Annotated in this window: 24 protein-coding genes and 1 riboswitch; of the genes, 10 read left to right on the forward strand and 14 right to left on the reverse strand. The window is 38.1% G+C overall.

The window, feature by feature from the left end; translation table 11 throughout:
* The first annotated feature begins 214 nt into the window (after positions 1–214).
* From AM500_RS13460 to AM500_RS13470, 3 genes are all read left to right on the forward strand, one after another.
* The gene (locus tag AM500_RS13460) at positions 215–1,456 is read left to right on the forward strand and encodes a sensor histidine kinase (protein WP_053599677.1); all 1,242 of its coding nucleotides are present in this window, start codon (positions 215–217) and stop codon (positions 1,454–1,456) included.
* A gap of 72 nt (positions 1,457–1,528) precedes the next feature.
* A complete protein-coding gene (locus AM500_RS13465; protein ID WP_053599678.1) occupies positions 1,529–2,854 on the forward strand; it encodes an oligosaccharide flippase family protein in 1,326 nt (441 codons plus the stop codon).
* Positions 2,855–3,014: 160 nt separating this feature from the next.
* Entirely contained in the window at positions 3,015–3,893 is an 879-nt protein-coding gene (locus tag AM500_RS13470) for an amidohydrolase family protein (RefSeq protein ID WP_053599679.1), read from the forward strand.
* A gap of 63 nt (positions 3,894–3,956) precedes the next feature.
* Here AM500_RS13470 and AM500_RS13475 read toward each other — a convergent pair whose 3' ends face one another.
* Positions 3,957–4,397, reverse strand: a complete 441-nt coding sequence (locus AM500_RS13475; protein ID WP_053599680.1) for a GNAT family N-acetyltransferase — start codon at positions 4,395–4,397, stop codon at positions 3,957–3,959.
* Between the two features lie 391 nt (positions 4,398–4,788).
* Between AM500_RS13475 and arr the strand changes: the two genes are divergently transcribed.
* The 3 genes from arr to AM500_RS13490 all read left to right on the forward strand — a co-directional run bounded on the left by arr (position 4,789) and on the right by AM500_RS13490 (position 6,170).
* Complete coding sequence (gene arr, locus AM500_RS13480) at positions 4,789–5,205, forward strand: NAD(+)--rifampin ADP-ribosyltransferase (RefSeq protein WP_053599681.1); 417 nt, start codon at positions 4,789–4,791, stop codon at positions 5,203–5,205.
* Positions 5,206–5,349: 144 nt separating this feature from the next.
* A riboswitch (guanidine-I (ykkC/yxkD leader) is annotated at positions 5,350–5,445 on the forward strand.
* A 69-nt stretch (positions 5,446–5,514) separates the two neighbouring features.
* Positions 5,515–5,856, forward strand: a complete 342-nt coding sequence (locus AM500_RS13485; protein ID WP_053599682.1) for a DMT family transporter — start codon at positions 5,515–5,517, stop codon at positions 5,854–5,856.
* On the forward strand, positions 5,856–6,170 hold the full coding sequence (locus tag AM500_RS13490; protein WP_043933259.1) for a DMT family transporter: 315 nt from the start codon (positions 5,856–5,858) through the stop codon (positions 6,168–6,170). The genes AM500_RS13485 and AM500_RS13490 overlap by 1 nt, the downstream gene beginning before the upstream one ends.
* A 145-nt stretch (positions 6,171–6,315) precedes the next feature.
* Here the strand turns inward: AM500_RS13490 and AM500_RS13495 are convergent, their stop codons facing one another.
* Positions 6,316–6,522 (reverse strand): DUF2187 family protein, encoded by a 207-nt coding sequence (locus AM500_RS13495; protein WP_043933258.1) that lies wholly within the window; start codon positions 6,520–6,522, stop codon positions 6,316–6,318.
* 175 nt (positions 6,523–6,697) lie between these two features.
* On the reverse strand, positions 6,698–7,315 hold the full coding sequence (locus AM500_RS13500; protein ID WP_053601725.1) for a cell wall hydrolase: 618 nt from the start codon (positions 7,313–7,315) through the stop codon (positions 6,698–6,700).
* 602 nt (positions 7,316–7,917) lie between these two features.
* On the opposite strand from AM500_RS13500, the gene AM500_RS13505 reads away from it, so the two are divergent.
* On the forward strand, positions 7,918–8,280 hold the full coding sequence (locus AM500_RS13505; RefSeq protein ID WP_053599683.1) for a hypothetical protein: 363 nt from the start codon (positions 7,918–7,920) through the stop codon (positions 8,278–8,280).
* A gap of 582 nt (positions 8,281–8,862) precedes the next feature.
* Here the strand turns inward: AM500_RS13505 and AM500_RS13515 are convergent.
* From AM500_RS13515 to AM500_RS13540, 6 genes are all read right to left on the reverse strand, one after another.
* A complete protein-coding gene (locus AM500_RS13515; protein WP_231688000.1) occupies positions 8,863–9,447 on the reverse strand; it encodes a GNAT family N-acetyltransferase in 585 nt (194 codons plus the stop codon).
* Between the two features lie 70 nt (positions 9,448–9,517).
* The gene (locus tag AM500_RS13520) at positions 9,518–11,002 is read right to left on the reverse strand and encodes a hypothetical protein (protein WP_053599686.1); all 1,485 of its coding nucleotides are present in this window, start codon (positions 11,000–11,002) and stop codon (positions 9,518–9,520) included.
* Positions 10,968–11,525, reverse strand: a complete 558-nt coding sequence (locus tag AM500_RS13525) for an RNA polymerase sigma factor (protein ID WP_053599687.1) — start codon at positions 11,523–11,525, stop codon at positions 10,968–10,970. Before AM500_RS13525 ends, AM500_RS13520 begins: the two co-directional genes overlap by 35 nt.
* Positions 11,526–11,959: 434 nt before the next feature.
* The gene (locus AM500_RS13530) at positions 11,960–13,303 is read right to left on the reverse strand and encodes a flavin monoamine oxidase family protein (protein ID WP_053599688.1); all 1,344 of its coding nucleotides are present in this window, start codon (positions 13,301–13,303) and stop codon (positions 11,960–11,962) included.
* 16 nt (positions 13,304–13,319) lie between these two features.
* On the reverse strand, positions 13,320–14,741 hold the full coding sequence (locus tag AM500_RS13535; RefSeq protein WP_053599689.1) for an amino acid permease: 1,422 nt from the start codon (positions 14,739–14,741) through the stop codon (positions 13,320–13,322).
* Between the two features lie 79 nt (positions 14,742–14,820).
* Positions 14,821–15,918: an aromatic ring-hydroxylating oxygenase subunit alpha gene (locus AM500_RS13540; RefSeq protein ID WP_053599690.1), complete on the reverse strand. Its 1,098-nt coding sequence runs from the start codon at positions 15,916–15,918 to the stop codon at positions 14,821–14,823.
* A 271-nt stretch (positions 15,919–16,189) separates the two neighbouring features.
* Here AM500_RS13540 and AM500_RS13545 point away from each other — a divergent pair, with 271 nt between their 5' ends.
* Both AM500_RS13545 and AM500_RS13550 read left to right on the forward strand, forming a co-directional pair.
* Complete coding sequence (locus AM500_RS13545; RefSeq protein ID WP_053599691.1) at positions 16,190–17,434, forward strand: CdaR family transcriptional regulator; 1,245 nt, start codon at positions 16,190–16,192, stop codon at positions 17,432–17,434.
* 295 nt (positions 17,435–17,729) lie between these two features.
* Positions 17,730–18,497 (forward strand): SurA N-terminal domain-containing protein, encoded by a 768-nt coding sequence (locus AM500_RS13550; protein WP_053599692.1) that lies wholly within the window; start codon positions 17,730–17,732, stop codon positions 18,495–18,497.
* Between the two features lie 193 nt (positions 18,498–18,690).
* Here the strand turns inward: AM500_RS13550 and AM500_RS25045 are convergent, their stop codons facing one another.
* The 3 genes from AM500_RS25045 to AM500_RS13560 form a co-directional block, all read right to left on the reverse strand.
* A complete protein-coding gene (locus AM500_RS25045) occupies positions 18,691–18,852 on the reverse strand; it encodes a DUF3934 domain-containing protein (RefSeq protein WP_082347231.1) in 162 nt (53 codons plus the stop codon).
* Between the two features lie 206 nt (positions 18,853–19,058).
* The gene (locus AM500_RS13555; RefSeq protein WP_053599693.1) at positions 19,059–19,433 is read right to left on the reverse strand and encodes a nuclear transport factor 2 family protein; all 375 of its coding nucleotides are present in this window, start codon (positions 19,431–19,433) and stop codon (positions 19,059–19,061) included.
* Positions 19,434–19,541: 108 nt separating this feature from the next.
* Entirely contained in the window at positions 19,542–20,117 is a 576-nt protein-coding gene (locus tag AM500_RS13560; RefSeq protein ID WP_053599694.1) for a nucleotidyltransferase family protein, read from the reverse strand.
* Positions 20,118–20,282: 165 nt separating this feature from the next.
* Here AM500_RS13560 and AM500_RS13565 point away from each other — a divergent pair, with 165 nt between their 5' ends.
* The gene (locus tag AM500_RS13565; protein WP_053599695.1) at positions 20,283–21,089 is read left to right on the forward strand and encodes an MOSC domain-containing protein; all 807 of its coding nucleotides are present in this window, start codon (positions 20,283–20,285) and stop codon (positions 21,087–21,089) included.
* 98 nt (positions 21,090–21,187) lie between these two features.
* Here the strand turns inward: AM500_RS13565 and AM500_RS13570 are convergent, their stop codons facing one another.
* Together AM500_RS13570 and AM500_RS13575 are read right to left on the reverse strand one after the other, a co-directional pair.
* Positions 21,188–21,715, reverse strand: a complete 528-nt coding sequence (locus tag AM500_RS13570; RefSeq protein WP_156319817.1) for a hypothetical protein — start codon at positions 21,713–21,715, stop codon at positions 21,188–21,190.
* A gap of 166 nt (positions 21,716–21,881) precedes the next feature.
* Positions 21,882–23,054: a DUF3880 domain-containing protein gene (locus tag AM500_RS13575; RefSeq protein WP_053599697.1), complete on the reverse strand. Its 1,173-nt coding sequence runs from the start codon at positions 23,052–23,054 to the stop codon at positions 21,882–21,884.
* Positions 23,055–23,076: the final 22 nt, after the last annotated feature.

Here is a 23,076-nt window from a genome sequence, read left to right on the forward strand (position 1 = left end):
CGACATGTCATTTGTAATCTGCAGGAAGTTGCGCCTCCAAAAAAACTAGTTATAATTTTTTCTATTGTAAGAGGCCCTGTTGTTTTGTCTGCTTACCGGTATCTACTATTAGTGACGCAAAAATACTACAAAAACTTATCATAAAGAGTGATTGTCGGATTTTCGAGAAAGACTTAAACTATGAATAAAGATAACTATTGGATGGTGCTGGACGGTGGAATTAGTTAAAGACCTTTTTTTCAACCTCACTCTTGTGATGTTAGTTATTTTCATGTTTAATATTTGTTCAGAACGATTTACAACAAAATCCATCAAACAAACTCTGGGATTGCTGGGCCTTTTCATTTCCCTGCTTGTTTGCCTTGCATTTGGGAATCCACAGGGTGAATTCGTTATTGATTTGCGTCAAATTCCAATTATTATTGCCGGTTTTTATTATGGTTATGGTTTACTTTTCTCAGTACTATCCCTTGTTTTAAGAGCCCTATTTTATGGAGTCGATCTAGGTTTATTGACGGTTTTGCCCCTTTACTTAATAGCGGGAATCTTTTTGCATTACGCCTATCCATGGTTCCAAAAACTGGCGTATAAAAAGCGAATGATGGCCATTCTACTCACATCTTTGGCAATGAATCTATTCTTTTTCTTCGGATTAATTGTCATAAGTTCTACTTATTCAGGGATGAAAATCTTAATTGAAATGTCCATAACCCAGTTATTTGGTGTTGGAATTCTGGCCTTTTTTATAGAAGAATTAAGAAGGAATGATTTCTATCGTGAGCAAATGGTTAAAGCTCAGAAAATTGAATTGGCCAGCCATATGAGCGCTGCAATTTCGCATGAGGTCCGGAACCCTTTGACCGCTGTCCAAGGGTTCCTACAGCTGGCAGCCGAGGATAAAGAAATGAAGGAAACGACCAGGGGTTACATCAAAATTGCCCTAACAGAACTCGAGATAGCAGAGAAGGTCATTAAAGATTATCTAACGTTCGCCCAGCCATCGCTTGAAAGGAACGAACAATTCGAAGTAGGGAACGAACTCAACCAGATCTTGCAATCCCTTCAGCCTCTTGCAAACATGAATTCCGTTGAAGTTAAGACGGTTTATGGCGATGGTTTAGTGGTCTTTGGAGATAAAAGCAAGTTTCGGCAGTGCTTTCTCAATATCATGAAGAATTGTATTGAAGCGATGCCTATTGGGGGTAATTTAACTATCCATACGGAGCGTACAATTGGAGAAGTTTTTATCAGGATATCTGATACGGGAATAGGCATGTCCGAGGAACAGATAAACCGTCTTGGGGAGCCCTATTATTCTACGAAAGGCAAAAAAGGTACCGGCCTTGGATTGATGGTCTCGTTTAGCATTCTCCGCGAAATGAAAGGAACCATTAATATTCGCAGCAAGCTGGGCAAGGGCACAGAGTTTCTTGTGAGCTTCCCTTCTGCTAAATAATTTACGAATTTCATAGACTACTACTATATCGGCTGCTTGTCTCATATGTTTATTGATATGGAGGTGAGCAGCTTGAGTTCGTTTTTTAGGGGCACGGTCATACTTGTATGTGCTGCTTTTCTTGGAGAGTGTGTGGAGTTTTTCGTAAATATGCAGCTGGCGCGGGAGCTGAAGGAGGAAGGCATGGGGGTGTTCATGTCACTCATGCCAATCATCTTTTTCCTGATGATACTGGCGACCCTTGAAATGCCGGTTTCGATATCAAAATATATTGCCGAGAATAAGCGGGATACGCATTTGAGCTTACTCAGGCATGCGCTGAAACTTGGACTACAGGCTACACTTGTCATGGTGGTGCTTATTGCCATCGCCTCCGCGGTACCGTCAGCATTCAGCAGATTCCCTAACCATATTCAATGGCTTTTGTTTGCATTCATCCCAATTGCGGCCTTTTCATCAATCGCCCGCGGTTACTTTATGGGCATACAGGAAATGGGCAAAATTGCAATCTCAAATATTTTAAGAAAAACGGCCCAATTGCTATTGCTTTTACTCGTATTTCAACTATTTGATTATGATCAGGAGACTTCCCTGCTGCTGGCGATAGGAACGTTGATTGGCAGTGAGTTCCTCGTTCTTCTTTATTTATTTAGCCTTTTTCTTATCCATATCCGCGGGTTGAGGAACTTTTCAAATCAGGAACTAACAGAAACTGAAGCCCGAAAGAAGCTTTTGTCGGTATCGGTCCCAACTGTCGGACTCCGCGTCTTTCATGCGTTGACCAATGCAGTGCAGCCTTTTTTGATTCAGGCAGCACTAATCCGATCGGGCTTTACGGAGGTTTCCGCTACTGAACATTTCGGAGTGTTAATGGGTGTGTCAATGAGCATCGGCTTCTTCCCTGCTTTCATCGCCCATTCACTAATGGTAACCTTGATCCCGAATGTATCAGATGCTTATGCCCGACTTGATGGAAAAAAACTGCATGCGCTTTTGCATCAATCAATGTGGGTTACGATGCTCTACGGGACTGTCTCTATCTTTTTCATGCATATGTTCGCGGAAAAATTGACGTCGCTATTCTTTGCATCATCGGTTGCCCCGTTCTATTTAAAATTGTTGTGGCCATATTTCCTTTTCCATTTCTTCATAACTCCGCTGCAGGCATATTTGATTGGGATTGGTCTTGTAAAGGACGCTTTCCTGCATTCAGTTTGGTCACACGTTTTCGCCTTTGGAGTATTGTTTGTGCTAGGCTCAATGCCATCAATGAGTATGGATGGTGTCATCATTGGACTGAACTTCGGGGCCGTCCTGCAGGCGTTGCTGCATTATTTTACTGTTTCAAAGCGGATTGGCAGCCGGGTTTGGTTATTGCCATGGAGAGTTGAACTTTAGAAGACAAGGCTCTAGTTTTTACGGAGAGAACGGCTGACACATTTAGTTAAGGGTTTCCGTTTTGGAGAGGAAATCCGATTTGTGGTTACTTGAGTAGGAAGTGATAATCTTTAACAATTCTAATTTAAATATTAATAAGAAAGGATGACTGAGATTACATATGATTATTGATTGCCATTTCCATGTTGATGAAACGATGTTAGAGATAGAAAAAATGATTGAAGAGATGGATAAAAACAACGTTAAGAAAACGGTATTAATGCCACCTTTTAATGAAACCATGTATGAAAAAAAAAATACATACCTGGATTACTTACACCGCTTATTCCGCTTGTTGATCATGAATTTCCCCAAAATAGGCCTTAAAATTTATGATGGACTAGTTATAGATGGGTATTTTAAAGTAAACGGTAGCTTCAAGATTTATACCGAACCAAATAACGGTCTTGTAGCAAATGCGATAGAACGGTATCCTGATCGTTTTCTAGGCTGGGCTGCCGTTAACCCAAATGTTCCAGAATCTGTGAAGACGTTGGAGACATACCTTAACCTACCTGGTTTTATTGGAGTAAAAGCCCATCCATTCATGCATAAGTATAGTATTAAAGAACTCGATTCCATTGGAGCCTTATGCCAAAACAGAGACATTCCAATGATTATTCATCTATCTTCAGAACGAGACTCCTACAAATACTTACCTGACAAATATCCCAATCTCAAGGTTATTTATGCTCATGCAGGACTTCCCTTTTGGAAAAGCCTGTGGCATTATGCTAAGAAAAAACCCAATGTTTTTGTGGACACATCAAGTGATTACCTTACCCCCACTATCGTAAGAAATGCAGTTCAGACACTTGGATATCGAAAAGTTTTATATGGCTGCGATGGACCATATGGAATGAAAAGGTTTAATGAGTACGATTACTCGGATAAAAGGAGCTGGGTTGATTCTTTAGACATTCCGCAAGAACATAAGGAGTTTATTTTAGGAAAAACTTTTACTGAATTAATAAAGAGTACAAACTTGGACATTATATAAAACAGATAAATTCACAAGAATATGACGTTCAGGAAACATGATGCTATCTGAGCCAGTTATAGCCTAAACTATTGTCATACTCATTGTAACTGTCTTTGTATTAAATCCTAATTTTTCATACATTTTAATTGCGTGATTACCTACAAATGCACTTAGTCGAACTTCAGAAATACCATCTTGTTTTAAATTGTCAATTCCTGACTTTATTAATTTTTTCGAAATACCCTGTCCTCTAAAGCCTTTTAAAACAAATAGCTCATAAATAAATCCATTTATCTTATCGGTTAATTGGTCTTTACTTTTTCCCAAGAGAATCCATCCCATTAAAACATCATTTTCTGTTGCTATTAGATAGTAACATCCTTTTATTAGGAGTGGCTTAATGAGTTGTTCAACTTTTTCTTTTGATGGTTTAATCATACCTAATGTTCCATCAAATATAGCTTGTGGGGAGAGAGTCAAAATCTCTTTGAGTTCCAAATCATTTGGTTTTCTTATATCCATTGCTTAAATCCATCCTTCAAAAATTTCTATTGTTTAACCCTATTTCTTATCTTTTCTGCATTCCGCTACCAAGATAGATATTTCTTTTTCACTGACTTGCTCTTTTAGCTAAATAAGGAATTCAACAAAAAAGGCGGTTAATCCTTCTTGGATTAACGCGCCCTATTGCTTAATATCACTTTTTTAAATATAAAACCATATGCCAGTCCAAATATCGGGAACAATAAAAAATGGTGATGCTAATCAAACGGTAAATAAAAGTAATTAATCGTTTGATATCATTCTTCTACTTATATTATACAACTATTTATAAACAAATTATAGACTGCTCTTTTTGTATTTCCCGTACTATACTGTTATTCAAATCTAAAAATATAAGAGGTGTAACAGTATGAATGACAAGAAAGACGTCTTAGATAAAGGTCCTTTTTTTCATGGTACTAAAGCCGAATTAAAAGTTGGAGATTTATTAGAACCGCAACACTTATCCAATTATCAAGATAAAAAATCTAACTATATTTACTTTACTGCAACATTAGATGCTGCTAAATGGGGTGCCGAATTAGCAAAATCTAAATCAAAAGAACGAATTTATATTGTAGAACCATTAGGTGATTTTGAAAATGATCCGAACTTAACTGACAAAAGATTTCCTGGTAACCCAACTCGTTCTTATAGGTCTAAATATCCTTTGAAAATAGTAGCAGAATTAAGTTCATGGGAAAGACATTCCGATGATGAAATAAATCATATGCTTACATCTTTAAAAAATTTACGTGAACAAGGAAAAGCTGTAATATACGATTAATCCTTAAATTTTAAAAGGGAATGATTAAAGAGAAACAATAAAAAATTTGCTTTTGCAAATGGTTTTAAGTTTTGTCTTTCACGCCTTGTCACCCTCCCTTGATTTCATATGTAATATGTGTATAATTAAAAATAATTGTATATTAAAAATGTTTTCTAGGGTTCCGCAGCTTACTGTTGGTCTGGTCCGAGAGAAAACTCACAGCTTGCTGTGTCACGGAAGGATAAAAGCCTGGGAGAAACTGTTTTTACAGTTTTTTCTCAGGCTTCTTTGCTTTTGGAATAATAAATAGTCGGAGGTGTCATCTAAATGAATAAAAACTGGATTAAAGTATTTATTGCAGCCTTTTTAGAAGTTTTTTGGGTAATAGGCTTGACTCATGCTTATGATTTTTGGACTTGGACTGGGACGGTTATCGCTATTATCGTCAGCAACTATTTAATGATTACAGCGGCACAGGTACTTCCTGCTGGAACGGTCTACGCCATTTTTGTGGGATTAGGAACAGCAGGTACTGTTATTTCAGAAATACTTTTCTTTGGAGAACCATTTAATTGGGGAAAAATTGTTCTAATAGCCATACTGTTAGCCGGGGTAATTGGTTTGAAACTAGTCACTGATGAACGACAAGAGAAAGGGGTTGAATCTTGATGGCTTGGTTTACACTAATTTTAGCAGGCTTATTGGAGACATTTGGTGTTGCAATGATTAACCAGTTGTCTGTGAAACGAAATTGGCAAACCGTCGTTTTACTTATTTTAGGATTTGGCTTAAGTCTTGCACTACTCAGTTATTCATTGCGTTTTATTCCTATGGGAACAGGCTATGCAATTTGGACTGGAATTGGTGTTGTCGGCGGTGCCTTAGTTGGAATGTTATTTTATGGAGAATCGAAGGATTGGAAGAGAATTGTCTTCATATCTATGGTTTTAGGGTCAGCAATTGGACTAAAACTGGTTTCTTAATTTATCTCTTGGACTAATAAGAGGCTGTCCCAAAGTATACTCTTGGGACAGCCTCTAATTTTTTTAAATCTACCCTGTTATATCTCTTGTTTGGAGTACAAACCAAGCATATATTCGCTTGTCTTCTCCACTAACCGCCTCCTCCTTATACAGTAAGGGACGGTTCCAGGATCACATAATTAGAATGCTTGACCACTGTTCTCGGTGTTTCATAATCAAATATTTGTTTAGCCTCATCAGAGACTTTAACAATCACACTATTGTCTCTTACGATTTCTACTTCCCCTTCAATTGACAGGTCTTTTCTTTGAAAGGAAATGCGGTCGCCTATCTTAGCTTTGCTTTTTGCCATTTATTTTCTCCCCCTAAACAAAAGTTGAATTTTGGTCCTAATAGGGCCAATATAAAAAAGTTTTTTCTCTTTTGGTCTTTAACTGCTTATATCAAGTAGAGATACCCCTCTTATTCAGGCATAAACATGGAAAAATGTGAAAAAAGGCTGCCCTGGCAGCCTTTTCTCTGATATGTTAAATCGCAAATTTATGGTTCCCGATTTGCTTTATTACCTGACGGGAGAAAATCCATTTATCAGTTGCAAGCCGTGGGTTATAGTAATACAAAGCACCGCCGCTCGGATCCCAACCTAGTAATGCATCCCTTGCAGCCTGGTATGCTGATGAATCTGGAATATAATAGTACTGGCCATCATTAACTGCAGTGAAGGCATTCCTTTCGAAAATTACACCTGACACGGTTTGGGGGAACTCTTTTGATTGCAATCGGTTCAGGATGACAGCTGCCACCGCAACCTGCCCTTCATAGCTTTCTCCGCGAGCCTCACCGTGGACGACACGTGCCATCAATTCAATTTCCTTAAGTTTCTTTGTTGTTTGTGGACCTATGATGCCCAGCGGTTCAATGTTAAGATCCTGTTGAAATCTTTTTACCGCATTTTCTGTGATCGGGCCATAATAGCCTGTAGGTTGTGTATTAAAATAACCCATCTCTCTTAATAGTGTCTGAGTATGTATAACCTGCTCTCCTGTCGAACCAAAAGATAACTGTGATGCTTCTACTTTTTTGGATGGTGCACCGAAACATAAAGCAAAAATACCAAGGCAAATCAAACTTTTAACAAATTTCATATAATCCTCCATCTTAACTGTAATTTACTTATTATTTATGTGTCCTCCTTTCCTCGGGATAGATTCCCTTTACTCACGCAATTAAACAATTAATTTAAAAAGCAGGAACAATATACCATGTTTAATCCATTGTTTTACAAAAAAGCCGCTTACCGAGGCCTTTTGTTTTAGCCTGATTGGACTTCTTGATTAATAAATAGTACCTAACGGGCCAAACTTTAAGAAGGTGGATAGAATTTTTAATGAAGGAAGAGTTAAGGGAAATGTAATTTGATATACATCGTAATATAAGTGGATAACAGCATGGCGCTTGGTGCAAAGCAATTTTAATCTTTCTTTTTCATGCCGTGGGGATCCTGTTTGAGCACTGATGGCTCTTTTTTCTAAATTCTAATTTCGGGGGTTTGAAATAATTAGGAATGCATACGCACCTCACCAAGCTATGTTGTATGTTGCTAAGCTTTGAAATATTTTGCAATAAACATAATCAAAATGAAAACAAACTGTATAAAACAACACTGAACCAATGTGATAGTCTTATAAATAGTTGCTTTTAGTCTATCCCTTTAAAAAAATACAGTTACTTTTTCAGTGGAGATTTTATGAACAAAGTTAATAATAATTCAGTAGAAATGCCCCAGCAAACGATTAGTGAATTACAAAAAGAAATATCAGCTTTTACGGTATTGATTAAAGACTATAATATTACTTTTTCCGATTTAACTAACTCAAGTCCGGATAAACCAGAAATACTTCAGAATGCGAAAAGATTGGCGGAGATAATTAATACTAATAATAATTTGAAAACTTCTTTTTTAGAAAAAAAGAAACTTCCTATCAAGCAACTTAGAAATTTGGATTCCTCGAGTAAGGTAATTTTAAGCAAGTATAATAAGTATGTTACAGCATTGACTTTGATCTATTCAGGGAAGTTTACCCTATTGCATGAATACATATCAAGATGAAAAAATAAATACATACTACCGACAATACATATTGAACTTCAACGGTGGATAGGATTGCAAAAATCTATTACCTCATTCCTATCTTCAAGAATAGAAATTGGATTCCTGAAATAATAGCGTTATTTGAATGCAATTTTTTAAATATCCTGGAAGGTGTCAAAATATCAATGTCTTTGGAACACACAGAAATAATGTTGAAAACCTTGGAACAATTCCAGGAAAGTCGAATTAAACTAACATTTAGCAACGATGAAGGATTGCCTCTGTTTGTGGTGACCCTTATTAACAGACAATTTCAAATAACCAATTTATCCACTAATACAACCAATCACTATAATGATTTAGCATCTACGCTTTTAGCTATTAAAAAAGCGCTTAAATTTTTGCAATAAACAAAAAAATTTCACAAAAAACGGTTTCGAAAATAAAGAGCAAAATGGTTCTCACTATTAATTTCGCCAAGAAATTAGCAATTGTTTTGAAATGTACATTAGTGCAAAAAAGCTTGGGGACCGATACGGCTCCAAGCTTTGAAAATTATGAGATATCTTATTGAGAGCTAGACGTACCATTTTATTCTTTCTAAATTAACCTTTTCTCGTAACAAAAACATTCGTGTGTTCGTTTGTACTTCTTCTTAATCTCATCTCCATCCTCACCAACATAATGTGCAAAGGTAAGAACAGGATACAATTTAGGAATATTACTTTTAATAACTCCCTTTAATTCCGCGCCATCTATAAATACTTGAAGATATGACTCCTGCTTGTCAAAGTCATTAGTGTCATACCACCTGTTTACCCATTCATCATCTCTTGTCCAGGCCTCAAGATAATTTAACCCAGCTTCCTTAGATATTTCTTCCGCTCTAAAGAGAAGTTTTTTACCGATTCCCCTCCTGCGAAAGTCAGGATGGACGGCAATATGCCAAATCATACCGCCAACTCCCTTTCCTCTCGTACAAACTTTCCCCTCTTGAATCTCGTATTCTATATCCAGCAAACCGACAATGTTATTTTCAATGACTGCCACAAGCTCAATGGCTGGGTTTTCATATTTCTCTTTTTCCTTTAAAACATTATCGTAATAAGCTGTATCTAAAAAAGAAAGTGTTCTGCAGCGAACCCATCCTACTTCATCTTCTTGCCTATATTTTCTTATCTCCAATATTTTATAATCTCCTTTATGTTTTTGTGTATAAGCGTTAAGGGATACAGTAGCTTTTCATTTTCATGATTTACGGCCGTTTCCAGGGCTCCTCTGTTGTTTGCATCCAAACACACCATGCACTAAAGCTCCCGTCAAATTGGAGATATACTTGCTTTACTTCGGGAAACTTTACAAATATAGCCTGATTAAGTGCATTTGAAATTTCCTGTGCCTGGTAGCTAGAAGGGCTACCGGAGAAAAACTCCTTAAAATCCAGGATTACGGTTCCTTCATTATCAATGGCTGCTCCATTAACACTAGTTTCATCCCCATATTGTGAAAAAATTTTCCCGTCCGCAAATAACTTTTTGATTTCTGCCTCAAGTTCCGGGAAGGGCTTTCCAAATGTTTTATAATCAAAGCCTACTTCTGCTTTGGCGACTTGTTCTTGTAAATAACTTTCATAGCTTTTTCCAAGTGTTAATTCATAGATCGCTATATGCTCCTTCTCAGGTGACAGTAAATACAGCTTATTTTTATCGGCTTTGATGTAAGATTCTATCGTTTGAGGTATCTCAATGAAATTTTCAGTTGGTATTCGAATTCCCCCTATGGTTTCCCCTTGTTTATCTAATGAATAGACATGTGTTTCTGTAATAGGAGAGAATACCCGAGGTACCTCTGTTTTAGTAAATACGATTTGCTCATCCCTAACCGATTCTATAGAACTTGGACCCTTTCCTTCATCATAGTGAATATCTAATTTTGTAGGAATTTCGCCATCATTTATTGTTAAAACGGCCTGCTTTTGGTGAGTGGTTGCAAATTGATACGGAAGAGCGTTTTCTTCCAACATCTCGCCTGTTTTTAAACTTAATACTTGTTCCTGATTTTGGCTTACCACAACACCTATATTTTCGAAAAAGCCTAGTTCATTTGGAAAAAACAACTGATGTTTACTCAAGTCAAAGGTTTCGACTAAATTGCCTTCTTCCGTATATTGATAGACAACAACGGGGCTAGCTGTATTTAAAATATAAATCTGATTATCTGGTGTTACAAGGATATCTGTGAGGGTTCCAGTTGTATTGCTTTCGCCTTTAAGCGGGAATGACTTTTTGCTTCCGTTGTTACCCACAACCAGCACCTGCCTCCTCGCTTCATCCAGAAGATAAAAGGTGCCGTCTTCAATATCAAAACTTGTTACAGTGACCGGCAGCGTTTCATCTGTTCCCATAAAATATAAACCTGCCTGCCCCTGCTCACTTCCATACTCAAGTGTTTGCACTTGCTTAAGGCTGGATACCGATTCAATAAGAAATGGCTTTTCTGGTACTGCTGCTAAATCCAGATCAGACTTATTACTATAAGACAACAGGACAACAATAAGCAGTAAAGTAGTTAGACAAAAAGCAGCAATTGGTTTAACATGCAGTCTTTTTTTCCTTTTCGTATTAAGCAGCTTATAATGCAATTCATTTACAAAAGCTTTCCGAGGTTCAAGCGAAGGCCGGTATGTAATTGGTTTGAGCAATTGTTTAGCTTCGAGAGTCAGCTCTTCGTTCTTGTCCATTTGCTAGCACCATCCTTTCTGTAACTCCCATGTGTTTCTTTAATTCCTTGACTGCCCTATGAAAATCGACACGCACCTTTAATTCCGTTTGCTGCAGTACTTCTGAGGTTTCTTTTATTGTAAGCTCCTGCAATCCTCGTAAAATAAGAACCGTCCGATAGTCTGGTTTTATCTTTAAAAGGGCTTGTTGGACTTCTTCCCATTTCTCCATCTTTAGGACATGTTCATCTAACGAGTTTTCCATCGAAGAAGACATTTTCAGGCGTTCAATTAATTCTGGTAAAAGGCTTTTTAATTTTCTTTTCCGAATATGGTCAATGGCACTATGCCTTGCGATTGCTAACAGCCAGTATTTAGCTCGATCATGGTTCTTCAGAGTTTTTAAATTCTTCATAGCCTTCATAAAAGTGTCCTGAGTTAAATCCTCCGCATCCTGAACGGAATTGGTAAAGTATAAGCAAAATTGATAGACGTCTTTATGGTAGTACTCATATAGATCCTCAATATCCAGCTGCCCCCCCACTCTCATCCCTCCTTTATATACAAGTCGATTGCCTTATCGATTTGTTTCAATTTATCTAATAAATTTTTTAACTTTCTTTTTTTATTATAGAAGGTATATATATTGCTGCGTCTATAATTTATTAAGGTTCACCGAGAATTAATAACAAGCGAACAACCACAAAAGAATCTAAATAAAACGGTAAACCCTGGCTGCAATAATTCCTACGAGAAAAAATTGCAGCAAACCACATTTAGTAGATTAATCTTCTTTCACAAGATCGAGATTTTTACACTAAGCACTATTTGCTGGAATAATCTCCACCTTTCACACTGAGATTAATCCACGAAACTCTATTTGCTAGGTTCCACTTCGTATTTTCTAAGCAATAATAAAAAACAGTCCAATTTTTAGCGAATTGGACTGTTGCTTCAAGATATAATTGTCAAAATGTATTATTTCACTGTTTGAACCTGAAGCTTCTGCACAGATGCCCGGCTATCACTTAGATACTGATGAACTTTTCTTCCGGTTGTGATTCCGGATTCGATTGCTCCATCAATAAAGCCTGCCCAGCCATTGGCGTAGGTTGTGCCTGCAAGAAAGACTGCTTGTTCAGGTGTATTCCATTGTTGATGATAGGTTGTTAATTGATTTGGTTTTAACATTGGCCATGTTTCTTTTGAAAACCCGTCATTTACCCAGTCATGACCTGTGCTTTCAATAACCTCAATGTCCGGAAGCCAATGCCGCAGTGCTTTTTCCACAGCAGCCCTGTCGTTAGGATTTAAGATCGATGCATCAGGTCCGAATCCGACGACAATGCTGTCGCCATCAACGTACCGATCCAAATGGACGGAATTTAATGGATACCATCCTGGAGCGAGTGCATCAAAAGCTTCCAGCTCGCCCTTAATCCGTGCCCAAACCTTCACACCTTTTGAGGTTTGGCCTTCTCTTGAAGAGGCCTGCTTTTCTACAGAAAGACTCGGATTAAATTCAATGTCCTGCAATGTCGTCAATGGAACAGTTACAATAGCGGTATTGGCAGTAAAGCTAAGACAGTCATCTGTATATACTGTCACACGTCCTTCATCCTGTTCAATTTTTACAACCCTGGCAGACAGCTGGATATCAGCCTCTGCATCCCTCGCGATTGCTTCAATAAGCTCTTTTGTCCCTTTTTTCAAACGGTAGCTGGAAACCATTGCGCTATGGGTGTCCCAGTTGCCTTGCGAGAAAGCCCACCATCGGAAAATTTGCGTGGCAGCCCCTTCTTCGGGAGCACCGCAGAAATCGGATGCAATCCATCCGTGCAAAATCTCATATTCTTCTTGTGTAAGGCTGGAATTTTTCATAAACTGTTCAGCCGTCATTCCATCCATCTCTCGGAAGCTGTCTGAAGCCAATGGGTTGAATGGAAGAGGCATGCATTTGTTGCTTTCTCGCATCAGTCTTTCAACAGTATTTCTAAGTTTGCTTTTAAATTCGGCATGTGGGACGACATGAGTTTTTCCATCTATTATATAGTGCATTTTTTCCGGCTTCGGCCCTGTTGCCAGTTCCAGACCATAGCGAAGGATTTCAGTCCATACGAACGGCTGATGCCAATGGACATATGTTCCGCCCATTTCAAGCTCCGTTCCGAGGCGGTTGTCCAGCCACGTCCTGCCTCCCAGGCGATCCCGGCCTTCAAGTATTAGCACCTTATATCCTAATGACTTTAGTTCCCTTGCAGCAGTAACTCCGGAAAACCCTCCCCCGACAACAATGACATCATAGGTATTGATATCGTTCATGTATTACCTCCAAGAATTAAATTTTTTCAGTTTCAACCCTGGCAGTTTCTATAGGCAGCCCTACATTTTTTCGTTTAAACATGAAGTAGTAATATAGATAAACAGCAGCTATGAATCCGAAGCCCCAATAGAGTGAGGTTCTCTGTGTTGCGTCAAATGCCATAAAGCCAAATATGAACAGGCACATGACTATGCAAAGAATTGGAACAAATGGATATAAAGGCACCTTGAATTTCAGGTCTTCCACTTTACCGCCATTTTTTATAAATTGCTTGCGGAATCCCATCTGCGCAACGGCAATTACCAACCAAGTCAGTGTCCCGCCTATGCCGCTCACTGCTAATAGAACTACAAACAGCGTATCCGCCGCTACTACGCTTGTGAGCAGGGAAAGCAAAGCGAAACCAAGTGTCACCACTAAGGAATAGATAGGAACGCCGCGTTTGTTTAATTTCCCAAACATTTTTGGCGCCATGCCTGTATCAGCTAGTGAATACAAAATCCTCGTACAGGCGAATAACCCAGTGTTACCGACTGAAAGAATTGCTGTTAAAATAACAAAATTCATTATGTCTGCGGCATATGGTATGCCTACCATATCAAATACAGTTACAAACGGGCTTTCCAGGACGCCAGCTTCCTTAAATGGAACAAGAGCTGACAAGACAAAAATCGCCAGAATGTAGAATAAAAGAATCCTGATAACAATGGTCCGAATGGCTCTTGGAATATTCTTTTCGGGCTCCTCGGTTTCGCCTGCAGCAACTCCCATGATTTCGGCACCTTGAAAGGCGTAAATGACCGACATCATAGAGATAAATACACCAACCATGCCAGCCGGGAATAATCCGTCACCGATAAAGTTGCTTAAATATGGTGTTGGTTCACTTTCAAGGCTAATGAGTCCGAATACTGCTGAAAGACCAATAATGATAAATAAAATGACTGCTAATACTTTAATGCCGGCAAACCAGTATTCAGTTTCCGCAAAGGCCTTTGTTGTCAATGCATTAATACCGAACAGCAAGATGACGAAAATCGCACTCCAAATCCAGGTAGGAACATCCGGAAACCATCTCTGCATCAAAACCGCCGCGGCAACAAACTCAAGACCGACATACATGGCCCAGCTCAGCCAATAAACCCAGCCGATAACAAAGCCTGTTGCTGGCCCAATAAATTTCGTTGCATGAGCCTGGAATGATCCTGACACCGGCATTAATACTGATAATTCTCCGAGGCAGACCATCGCCAAATACATTAAAAGGCCGCCGACCAAATACGCAAGAATGGCCCCTAAAGGCCCCGCTTCCCCAATCGCGTAACCGGAACCTAAAAACAGACCCGTTCCGATAATTCCTCCCAAAGACATCATAAATAGATGCCGGCTTTTCATTGCCCGTTTTAATTCGGGCTGGTTTCCCTGACTATTTGCCATCTTTTCACCAATCCTTTCAAATTGAATCAGTTCTGTTGGAAACGCTTACAAATTATGTTGAAAAGAATGCTTCAGCCGCTTAATATGCTGCTGATGCATTTTTAGCCGGCAGTGGGAGAAGGTTTTCCAAATCCTTTTGTAAAATTAAATGGAAATGGTGTACGAGATTCTCAGTTAATGAGAACCGTCCTTGTGAATATGCACCTGTTTCCAGGCCCTTTTGGACAATCTCGCAAATATCCAAATCTTCTTTCCTAACAAGGTCATCCATCTTTATTAATTCTTCCTCTTCCGCTGTCATTTCGTCATTCATAAAGAAAGTCGTGTACACATACCTGGTTGTTTTATGATCAACAGGAATAGATTGATGGATTGATAAGTTTGCAGGGCCTGGATCAAATGAGAACCATGTATTAGGGTAGAGCCAATAATATCTGCCGCCCTCCCCCATTCCAAAGTCCATCGTTTTTCCTTTAAGCGGTGTGGTTTGGTAGGAATAGAGATCATGCATTTCCATTTCGTACTGTTTCATGTCCAGTTTAGAAACAAGTGTTTTATGGACGAGCGAACAATGATCACATTCTAGGTAGTTATCGATTCCTACCTTCCAATTCGAACGGCAAATCGTTTCCTTTACCCGGGTGCGCTTTAACTTGCCAAGATCGAATTGGGACAGGTGATTGAATAAATCCGGATATTGGCTTGCCATTGAAGGAGCATCCGGGTCCAGGTTAACAAAAACAAAGAAATGGATGACTTCAGTTTTGATTGTTTTCAAGTTCATATCATCATGATGAAAATGATCACAGCCTGCCATATTAGGCGCTCTAAGAAGAGACCCGTCGTTTCGATATGTCCACGCATGATAAGGACAGGTGAAAACCGATTTATTCCCTTCCCCTTCTACTAGTTTTGCTGCCCGGTGGGAACAAACATTATAAAAGGCGCGCAACTCGCCATCAGATCCCCGGTTCACGATAATCGGCCGGCCCGCAATTTCCGTTGTGATAAAATCGCCCGGCTTTTGAAGCTGGCTGCTATGCGCAACATACTGCCACGTCTTGCTAAAAATAGCTTTTTTCTCGACTTCCAGAACCTCCGGGCTAGTATACAGCCATGAAGGAAGTGTGTGGGCTTCACTTAGTATTTCGCTTACCCTGACTTCAGGTTTATCCATTCTAGTCCCTCCTTTATTATCAGCTTGTTTATAATGAATCAATTATATGGTATAAATATTCTGAATAGTATGTATAATCCAACCAAAAAATAAAAACGGCAGCACCCCGTTTTTGTTTCTTTTCACCAAAAGGAACTTTCCCTTTGGAGTAGGCTCCATTCTATTTCTCTATAACTCTGTTAGAATCCTTTTATTTTCTGAATAGTATTACAACTTATCTATATATAGTTTAAAATAACTTTAAGAGTTTTTTTGAAGAGGGGGATATGATGTGAAAATATTGGAGCATATTGCTCAGGATATTGTTGAGAAAACGAGTGCGATTTTGGAATTCCCAATCAGTATTACCGATAATCACGGCATTATCATTGGTTCTACCGATAAGAGCCGAATCGGTATTTTCCATCAGCCATCACTTGAAGTAATCAAAAGGAATGAACTGATTGAATGTAAAAATGAAATAGAAAAACAAATCCTTCCCGGAGTTTCAGCTCCGTTAAAATTTAATCATAAGATTATCGGTGTACTAGGCATTGTCGGTGAACCACGGGAAGTCGAAAAATATGTCCAGCTTGTAAAGAACCAGGTTGAAATGATGTGCCAGGAAGCGTTTCGGAATGAGATGATTGAGCTTAAAGGGAAAATGGTTGAGATGTTTGTCCATCAGCTCATCCATTTTAGGGAGGCAAGAGGTGAAGTAACCGAGCAGCTTGTCCAATCCGCCAAATTACTCGAGTTCAACATGGAATTAAATAGGGTTTGCCTGCTAATTGATATAAGGAACCTGTCCGAAGAAATGACGTTCAGAAAAAAATCCGATGATTATTATGCCAGCTTCCCGCTTCAATTTTTCCAACAGGAAGTATTAAACTTCCTTCAGATTATATTTCACGAACAAAAAGATGATATTATTTCTTTTTTGAGTCTCGAAAGGTTTATTATCATTAAATCACTTCCCTTCCCTGGTTCGTATCCGGCTCTGTTGGAGGGCCTTGAAGAAAAACTGGTGAAAATCAATAGGTTTCTTGAAACGAAATACCAGGCTACGGCCTGCATTTCTGCCGGAGATGTTCATACGGGGTTAGGCGGAATTGCCCAGTCCTACCAGAATGCGATTCATGCTATGACTATTGGGACTCAGTTCAATCATGATTCGGCTGTCCATTTATTTAATGAGCGGGAAACACTGATCAGGATGCTTCCTAAGGAATTAAACGATGACTACAGAAATAAACTGCTTGGTTTTCTGAAGCCATTAACTACTCAGGATAATTATGATATATTAGCCTCCACCTTCCTGGGCTTTTGTAAATACAATATGAATCTTAGCGAGGCCTCAAGGAATTTGTATATCCACCGAAATACAATTATCTACAGGTTGGAAAAAATATGCGAAATAACCGGCTTGCAAACAAACAATTTTGAACACTGCATGCTGCTCTATACGGCGATTCAATGCTATGAGGAACAAAGAAGCAAACCCGCCACACCCGTTGCCAAACGAAGCCTATTATAAATAGTTTAACTTGTTGGCTAGCTAGATAATTAAAAAGGGTACGATTAGTAGACCATCAAATTCTTATAGGTTGATGGTCTTCTTGTGCGAGAAGCTATTTCGCTGCCTTTTTTTAAATTGATTTTTCGTTATCGGATTACTAGCTTCCATTATCATTAAAAATGTTTCAATCATGTTATAAATATTATAAAATAGCGCAAACTGTTTCTTTTTAGTAAGTTTATCTTTATAATGCGCACTAGATGATTTTTTTTAGAGGAAAATTATACTTCTAGCTTAGGAAGGAAATGGATATATGAAAAAAATGATGTTTACATTAATAACCGGTCTAATGGCCATTATTTTAGCAGCATGCGGAGGAAATGAAGAAAGTAAAGAAGCTAAAAATGGTGAAAAGGCAAAAACAGCGGAAACCGCTCAGCAGAAGGAACAGCAAAAGCAAATGGAAGAAATGCAAAAGAAACTAGAAGCACAGCAAGTAGATGAAAAGAAAATTGTTGCCATAGTGAATGATAAAGAAATTTTAGGAAGCGACTATAATAGTGCTTTAGCATATACACAATCACAAATGCAGCAAATGGGACAAGATCCGACTTCTAAAGAGGCTGCAGACCAAGTCAAAAACCAAACAATTAACAGCTTAGTCGGACAAACTCTTCTTCTTCAGGACGTAGATAAAAAAGGCTACAAAGTTTCAGAGGCAGATATTAATAAGCAGCTGGACGAAGTTAAAAAACAATTTAAAACAGAAAAAGAATTCGAAGCCGCTCTTAAAAAATCCGGCATGGATATGAAAACACTTAAAACTCAAATAGCTGACGATATTAAAATTAAACAGTACGTTGAGCAAGAAGTGCCGGCTGGTGAAATAACAAATGAAGAAATTCAAAAAACGTATGATCAATATGCGGAACAAGGAAAGAGTACTGGTCAAGAAGTTCCAAAGCTTGAAGAAGTAAAACCGCAAATCGAACAATCTCTTCAACAGCAAAAACAGCAGGAAAAACTCGCTCAGCATGTTGAAGTGTTAAAGAAAAATGCGAAGATTGATATTAAGATTTAAGATATTACACGCTCAAGGGGACAAATGCCCCTTTAAACGAAAAAGAAGATGAATCTCTACAAAAAGTAGTGTTCATCTTCTTTTTTATTTACTACATTCAGTGCCATATATGAGGCTCTTTACTTTGGACTCGAACACGTTAGGTTCTTAAATAATTGTTTATTTAGCATCCGCTATAATTCTGATAGGACCTTTAACTATTGCCCGTAGGATCATTTTCAACCTCTGTTTTTTTGGTACCTTTACTTATATAAGGTTTTGCGCTCTTCTTTTTGTTTGCACTAGATTGCCAACGATTCCAACCCTTCTTGTCTGTTCCTCTCCCTGTTCCACCTTTTCCCTTAGCTTTACTCATAGAATCACCTCATTATTATTCTAGGTTGAGTTACCTATCTAGTTAGTTTTAGTCATTTTATTTGGTTATTAACCAAGAATATTGCACTAAATAACTTTCGTCCAGTCACCAATACTAAGTGTAGCAACAGCTAACTCCCCCACTTATAACGGAACCCGTTAAAATGGGGAGCTTTACGCATCAGTTTACATAAATACTATCATTCCTCAGAACGCACCATTTTCATTAGGGGAATTCTCCGGTATTGGCTGACCAACATCCCACATTTCGACGATAAAGTCATCATGGAAGCGAAAGATGTGGACCACAGCTGCCCCTGGATCATCTTGCTTTTGCTTTATGTGGGAATGAATCATAACAAGGTCCCCTTCTTCGACGACATGTTTTACTTGAAGGGTTTTATTTGGATTTTCTCCGGCGTTCTCTTCCATTGCAAGTATAAGTGATTTGGCATCCCCGCGGAAATAGGGATTATGATGACGAAAATCGGGACTAACGTACCTACGATATCCTTCTCGCACTTCCCCTGTTGCAACTAGTTGCAAAAAAGAGACTGCCTTATTTTTCAGTGAATTGCTCATTGTATATCATCCTTTTTATTAGTGATATTCTTCATAGATCAGTCATTAAATCTTTATGACAAAATCCTTTACTAATATGTGCCTGTACTCCATACTAGACCTTCATTTTTAATAGAGGTTAACATGGTTTACGATTACTTGTCCCCATCTGGATTTCCAATCCTTTTTTTTAATTCTTTGCTCAAAAATGGCTATCCTTTCAGAAGACTCTGCAAAATAAGGAGTAGGCTTTACTATTAATTTTATAACGTCTTCTATTCCATGAGGAGCAGTTAGCATTATTTTATCATTTCTATCTAATTTTACCCCAATTGCAGTGGCGGTCTCCGGAAATTTTGATATTGCATCCACAGACGATATGTAAGGTGAAATATTATTTACCACATGCATTCTCGCCTGATTCTTCACGGACCAGGGTATTTCAGGCGAAATTTCGAGCAATTTTTGTTCCAACTTTTTTTCGGTTTGTTCATCGGTATTTTTTGGGTCAAAGTAAATCACATCGACATCAGCTGTAGCGGTCCTCTTTGTGAATCCGTGCAATGTATCCCATATTTTCGAACGCACAAAGCCTGCACATACCCACCAATCTGATAAATCTAATGATTGAGCAGCCTTTAGTATTTCCATCATCCACTCGTCTTCCCGAATAATTCGTATGATATCTTCTTCATTTTTTAACATTCCGTCCTCCTAAAGTGCTATTAACTCGATTAGCGAATTGATGAATTTACTTAATCCTATAGTCACTTTAGCATTTTAATCGAAAGCATGGCCCTTTTTCTTTGGAAAACATTTAGCAAACCAATATACTTACTATTAATACATAAGAAAGGAAGGGTGAGTAGTGTGACAACTGCAACAGTTGCTTCAATTTGGAGATATCCGGTTAAATCAATGATGGGTGAGGAATTAAATGCTTGCGAAGTGACGAAAAAAGGCTTATTTGGCGACAGAGCCTATGGTGTAATCGACAATGAAACTGGCAAACTTGCTAATGCAAAAAATCCAAAAAAGTGGCCAAACATGTTTCAATATCGTGCCAAGTATATAGACCAGCCACAAAAGGATGCTGCAATACCTCCAGTAAGAATTACTTTTCCGGATGGAAGATGGGTCGATAGCATTGATGAGGAAAAAGATAACTTGCTGTCAGGAAGTTTTAATCGAACTGTTCAATTATCGAGCCCCTCGGCAATGGATGTACAGTTCGAAGGCTATATTCCTGAGGAAATTGAGGAACTTGATAATAAAGGCACAGTATTCACCAGAACTTCACCTGAAAACACGTTTTTTGACATTGATTTCGTTCACATCATTACAACTTCAACGATTAATTACTTAAGGAAGCTCGCACCAGAAAGCAGGATTGAGCCGCGCCGGTTCAGGCCAAACCTTATTGTTGAAGTTCCCAATGTTGAAGCTTTTGTGGAAAATGATTGGGTGGGGAAAACACTGACTGTTGGCGATGTTCAACTTAAAATTTCTCAAGAAACTAAGCGATGTGTTATGACTACATTAGCTCAGGGCGACCTGCCAAAAGATCCAAACGTACTAAGGTCGATTGTCAGAAATAACGCTGGGAGCTTTGGGGTATATGCTTCAGTAGTAAAACCTGGCAGTATAAAGATTGGAGATACCATTGAGATAGGTTAATACAGACTTGCACCGATTTTTCTGTGGCTGGGCTGCTGTATTGCAGTCCTTTTTTGTTTTGGACAGCATTAACTTGTGGTTCCCTTCTGGAATCACTTTTAAGAAATGGAATTAGCAATTTCCACTAATATCTCGGGAGTAATTTCTTTTGATAACTTTTTATTTATTCCGAGTATATATTGCCATTTGCCATATTCGAAAACAAGAAATTCTTGATTAATTAATTCCATATAGATAGCATTTTGGCCGTCTTTAAGCTTGTACAATTTTTGATTGGCTTTATCTTTAAAATCAATTTTTTTCTTCAGTGGCCTAATGGTAATTTTATAAAAATTCTCCGGCTTTTTTTCATTCAAATATTCTATTTCCAGGGAATCATTTGTTTTATGTACTTTGTCCTCCCAAAACCTTCCGAATTGGTGAGAGAATGGAATAGCAGGAATCATCAGTGGGAGTTTTACCTCTTCCTTGAAGTGTTTTTCACACTCATTAACTGCCTCTCCCACCGATTTATAGCCAATTTCTTTATAAAATTCTATAAATGGAGTCGGAGAATCTTTTGGTTTTGCACCTACTGTTGGAATAGTTTGCGCGCTAAAAAAGGCACACAAAAACAGTAATATCACAGGAACCTTCCTGAACAATTTTATCACCCTAAATATATGTTTAGTTTAGCTTTTCCGAGTTGATTTTAAATAATCCTCCAATATTCACTCATAAAAAAAGCCAAGTGGTTTTTCACTCGGATCTAGTAAAACAACTCAGCCAAAAAATCCAAAAAAAATTTTTTTATTATGCTTTTTTCTTTATTTTAATTATTTGACCTGCATATATTTTATCTGAACTAAGATTATTAAGTTCAATTAATTGTTCTAACGGGACACTAAATCTGTTTGCAATTTTTGCAAGAGTGTCATCAGGAGAAATCTTATAAATTTCATAGATTTCTTTTAGAAAATCTGAATAATGTATAATATCTCCGGTTTCTCTCAAAATCCCTCTGTTTTGTAATACTTCAAGTATTCGCTTAGCTCGATTTCGATAGGAATGTTCTTGGACAGCTATTTTAGCATTTTCGCGTATTTGTTGTCTTTCTAGATCATTATTTAAATAATATTGAACCTTCTTAACTGTTTCCTCACTGTGGGATGAAACAATTAAATCTTGATCTGCTGTGAATTTTTCTCGAACTGCAGGTGTATCCGATGTTAATAAAACCCCACCAGAACCAAGAATTTCAAAAGTGCGCATAGTAAGTTGCGAGCTGGAATTTTGCAATCCAAGAACGATTTTGGCAGAACTATAGACTTTATATGCATCCCTGTAGTCTAAATAGCCATGAATCCACTTAGCTGGAATGTCTCTTCCAAAATAATCACCCATTTTACCCCAATTCTTCCCCCAAAAGTCAACACGAATTCCATCCTTGATAAGGGGCTTTATTAATGTTTTTAAAGCATCCGAACGGAACGCATTTGGATTTTCTTTAAGATATTCAGGATAAGCATTCGCTACTACCGCTATGTCACAACGATAGTTATTCATTGGTTGTACCGGGAAATGGACAACCGGATGGTACCCAAATTCTAAATGATCCGCCTTGAAACCTAGCTCCTCATATTTTTCACATAGTGAAGGTGTAACTGTAAAAACGAAATCTGGTTTAATTGCCTTAATAAGAGGTATTGTAAAATTTTCAGTGTGTAAAGGGTCTTCAGTTGCCCAATAAACGAGAGGTATCGTTGTTTTCTTGATAGCCTTTCGGATCCACCGCCATTTTTCTTTAGAGTGTTCGGCTGTCCATCCGACAGATATGATTAAATCTGGCTTAAACAAATCTATCATTTCTGAAATATTATTCTTACTTAATGGCCCAGAAATCATTACCGAATGCCCTTCTTCTTTAAAACCATTAGGTAAACCATAAATCCACATTGGGTGACTTTCTAGAAATAAAATCTTCAAAAGCTATCATCCCTTTTAATTA

Origin of the sequence: Bacillus sp. FJAT-18017, assembly GCF_001278805.1 — a bacterium.
Lineage (GTDB): Bacteria > Bacillota > Bacilli > Bacillales > Cytobacillaceae > Bacillus_D.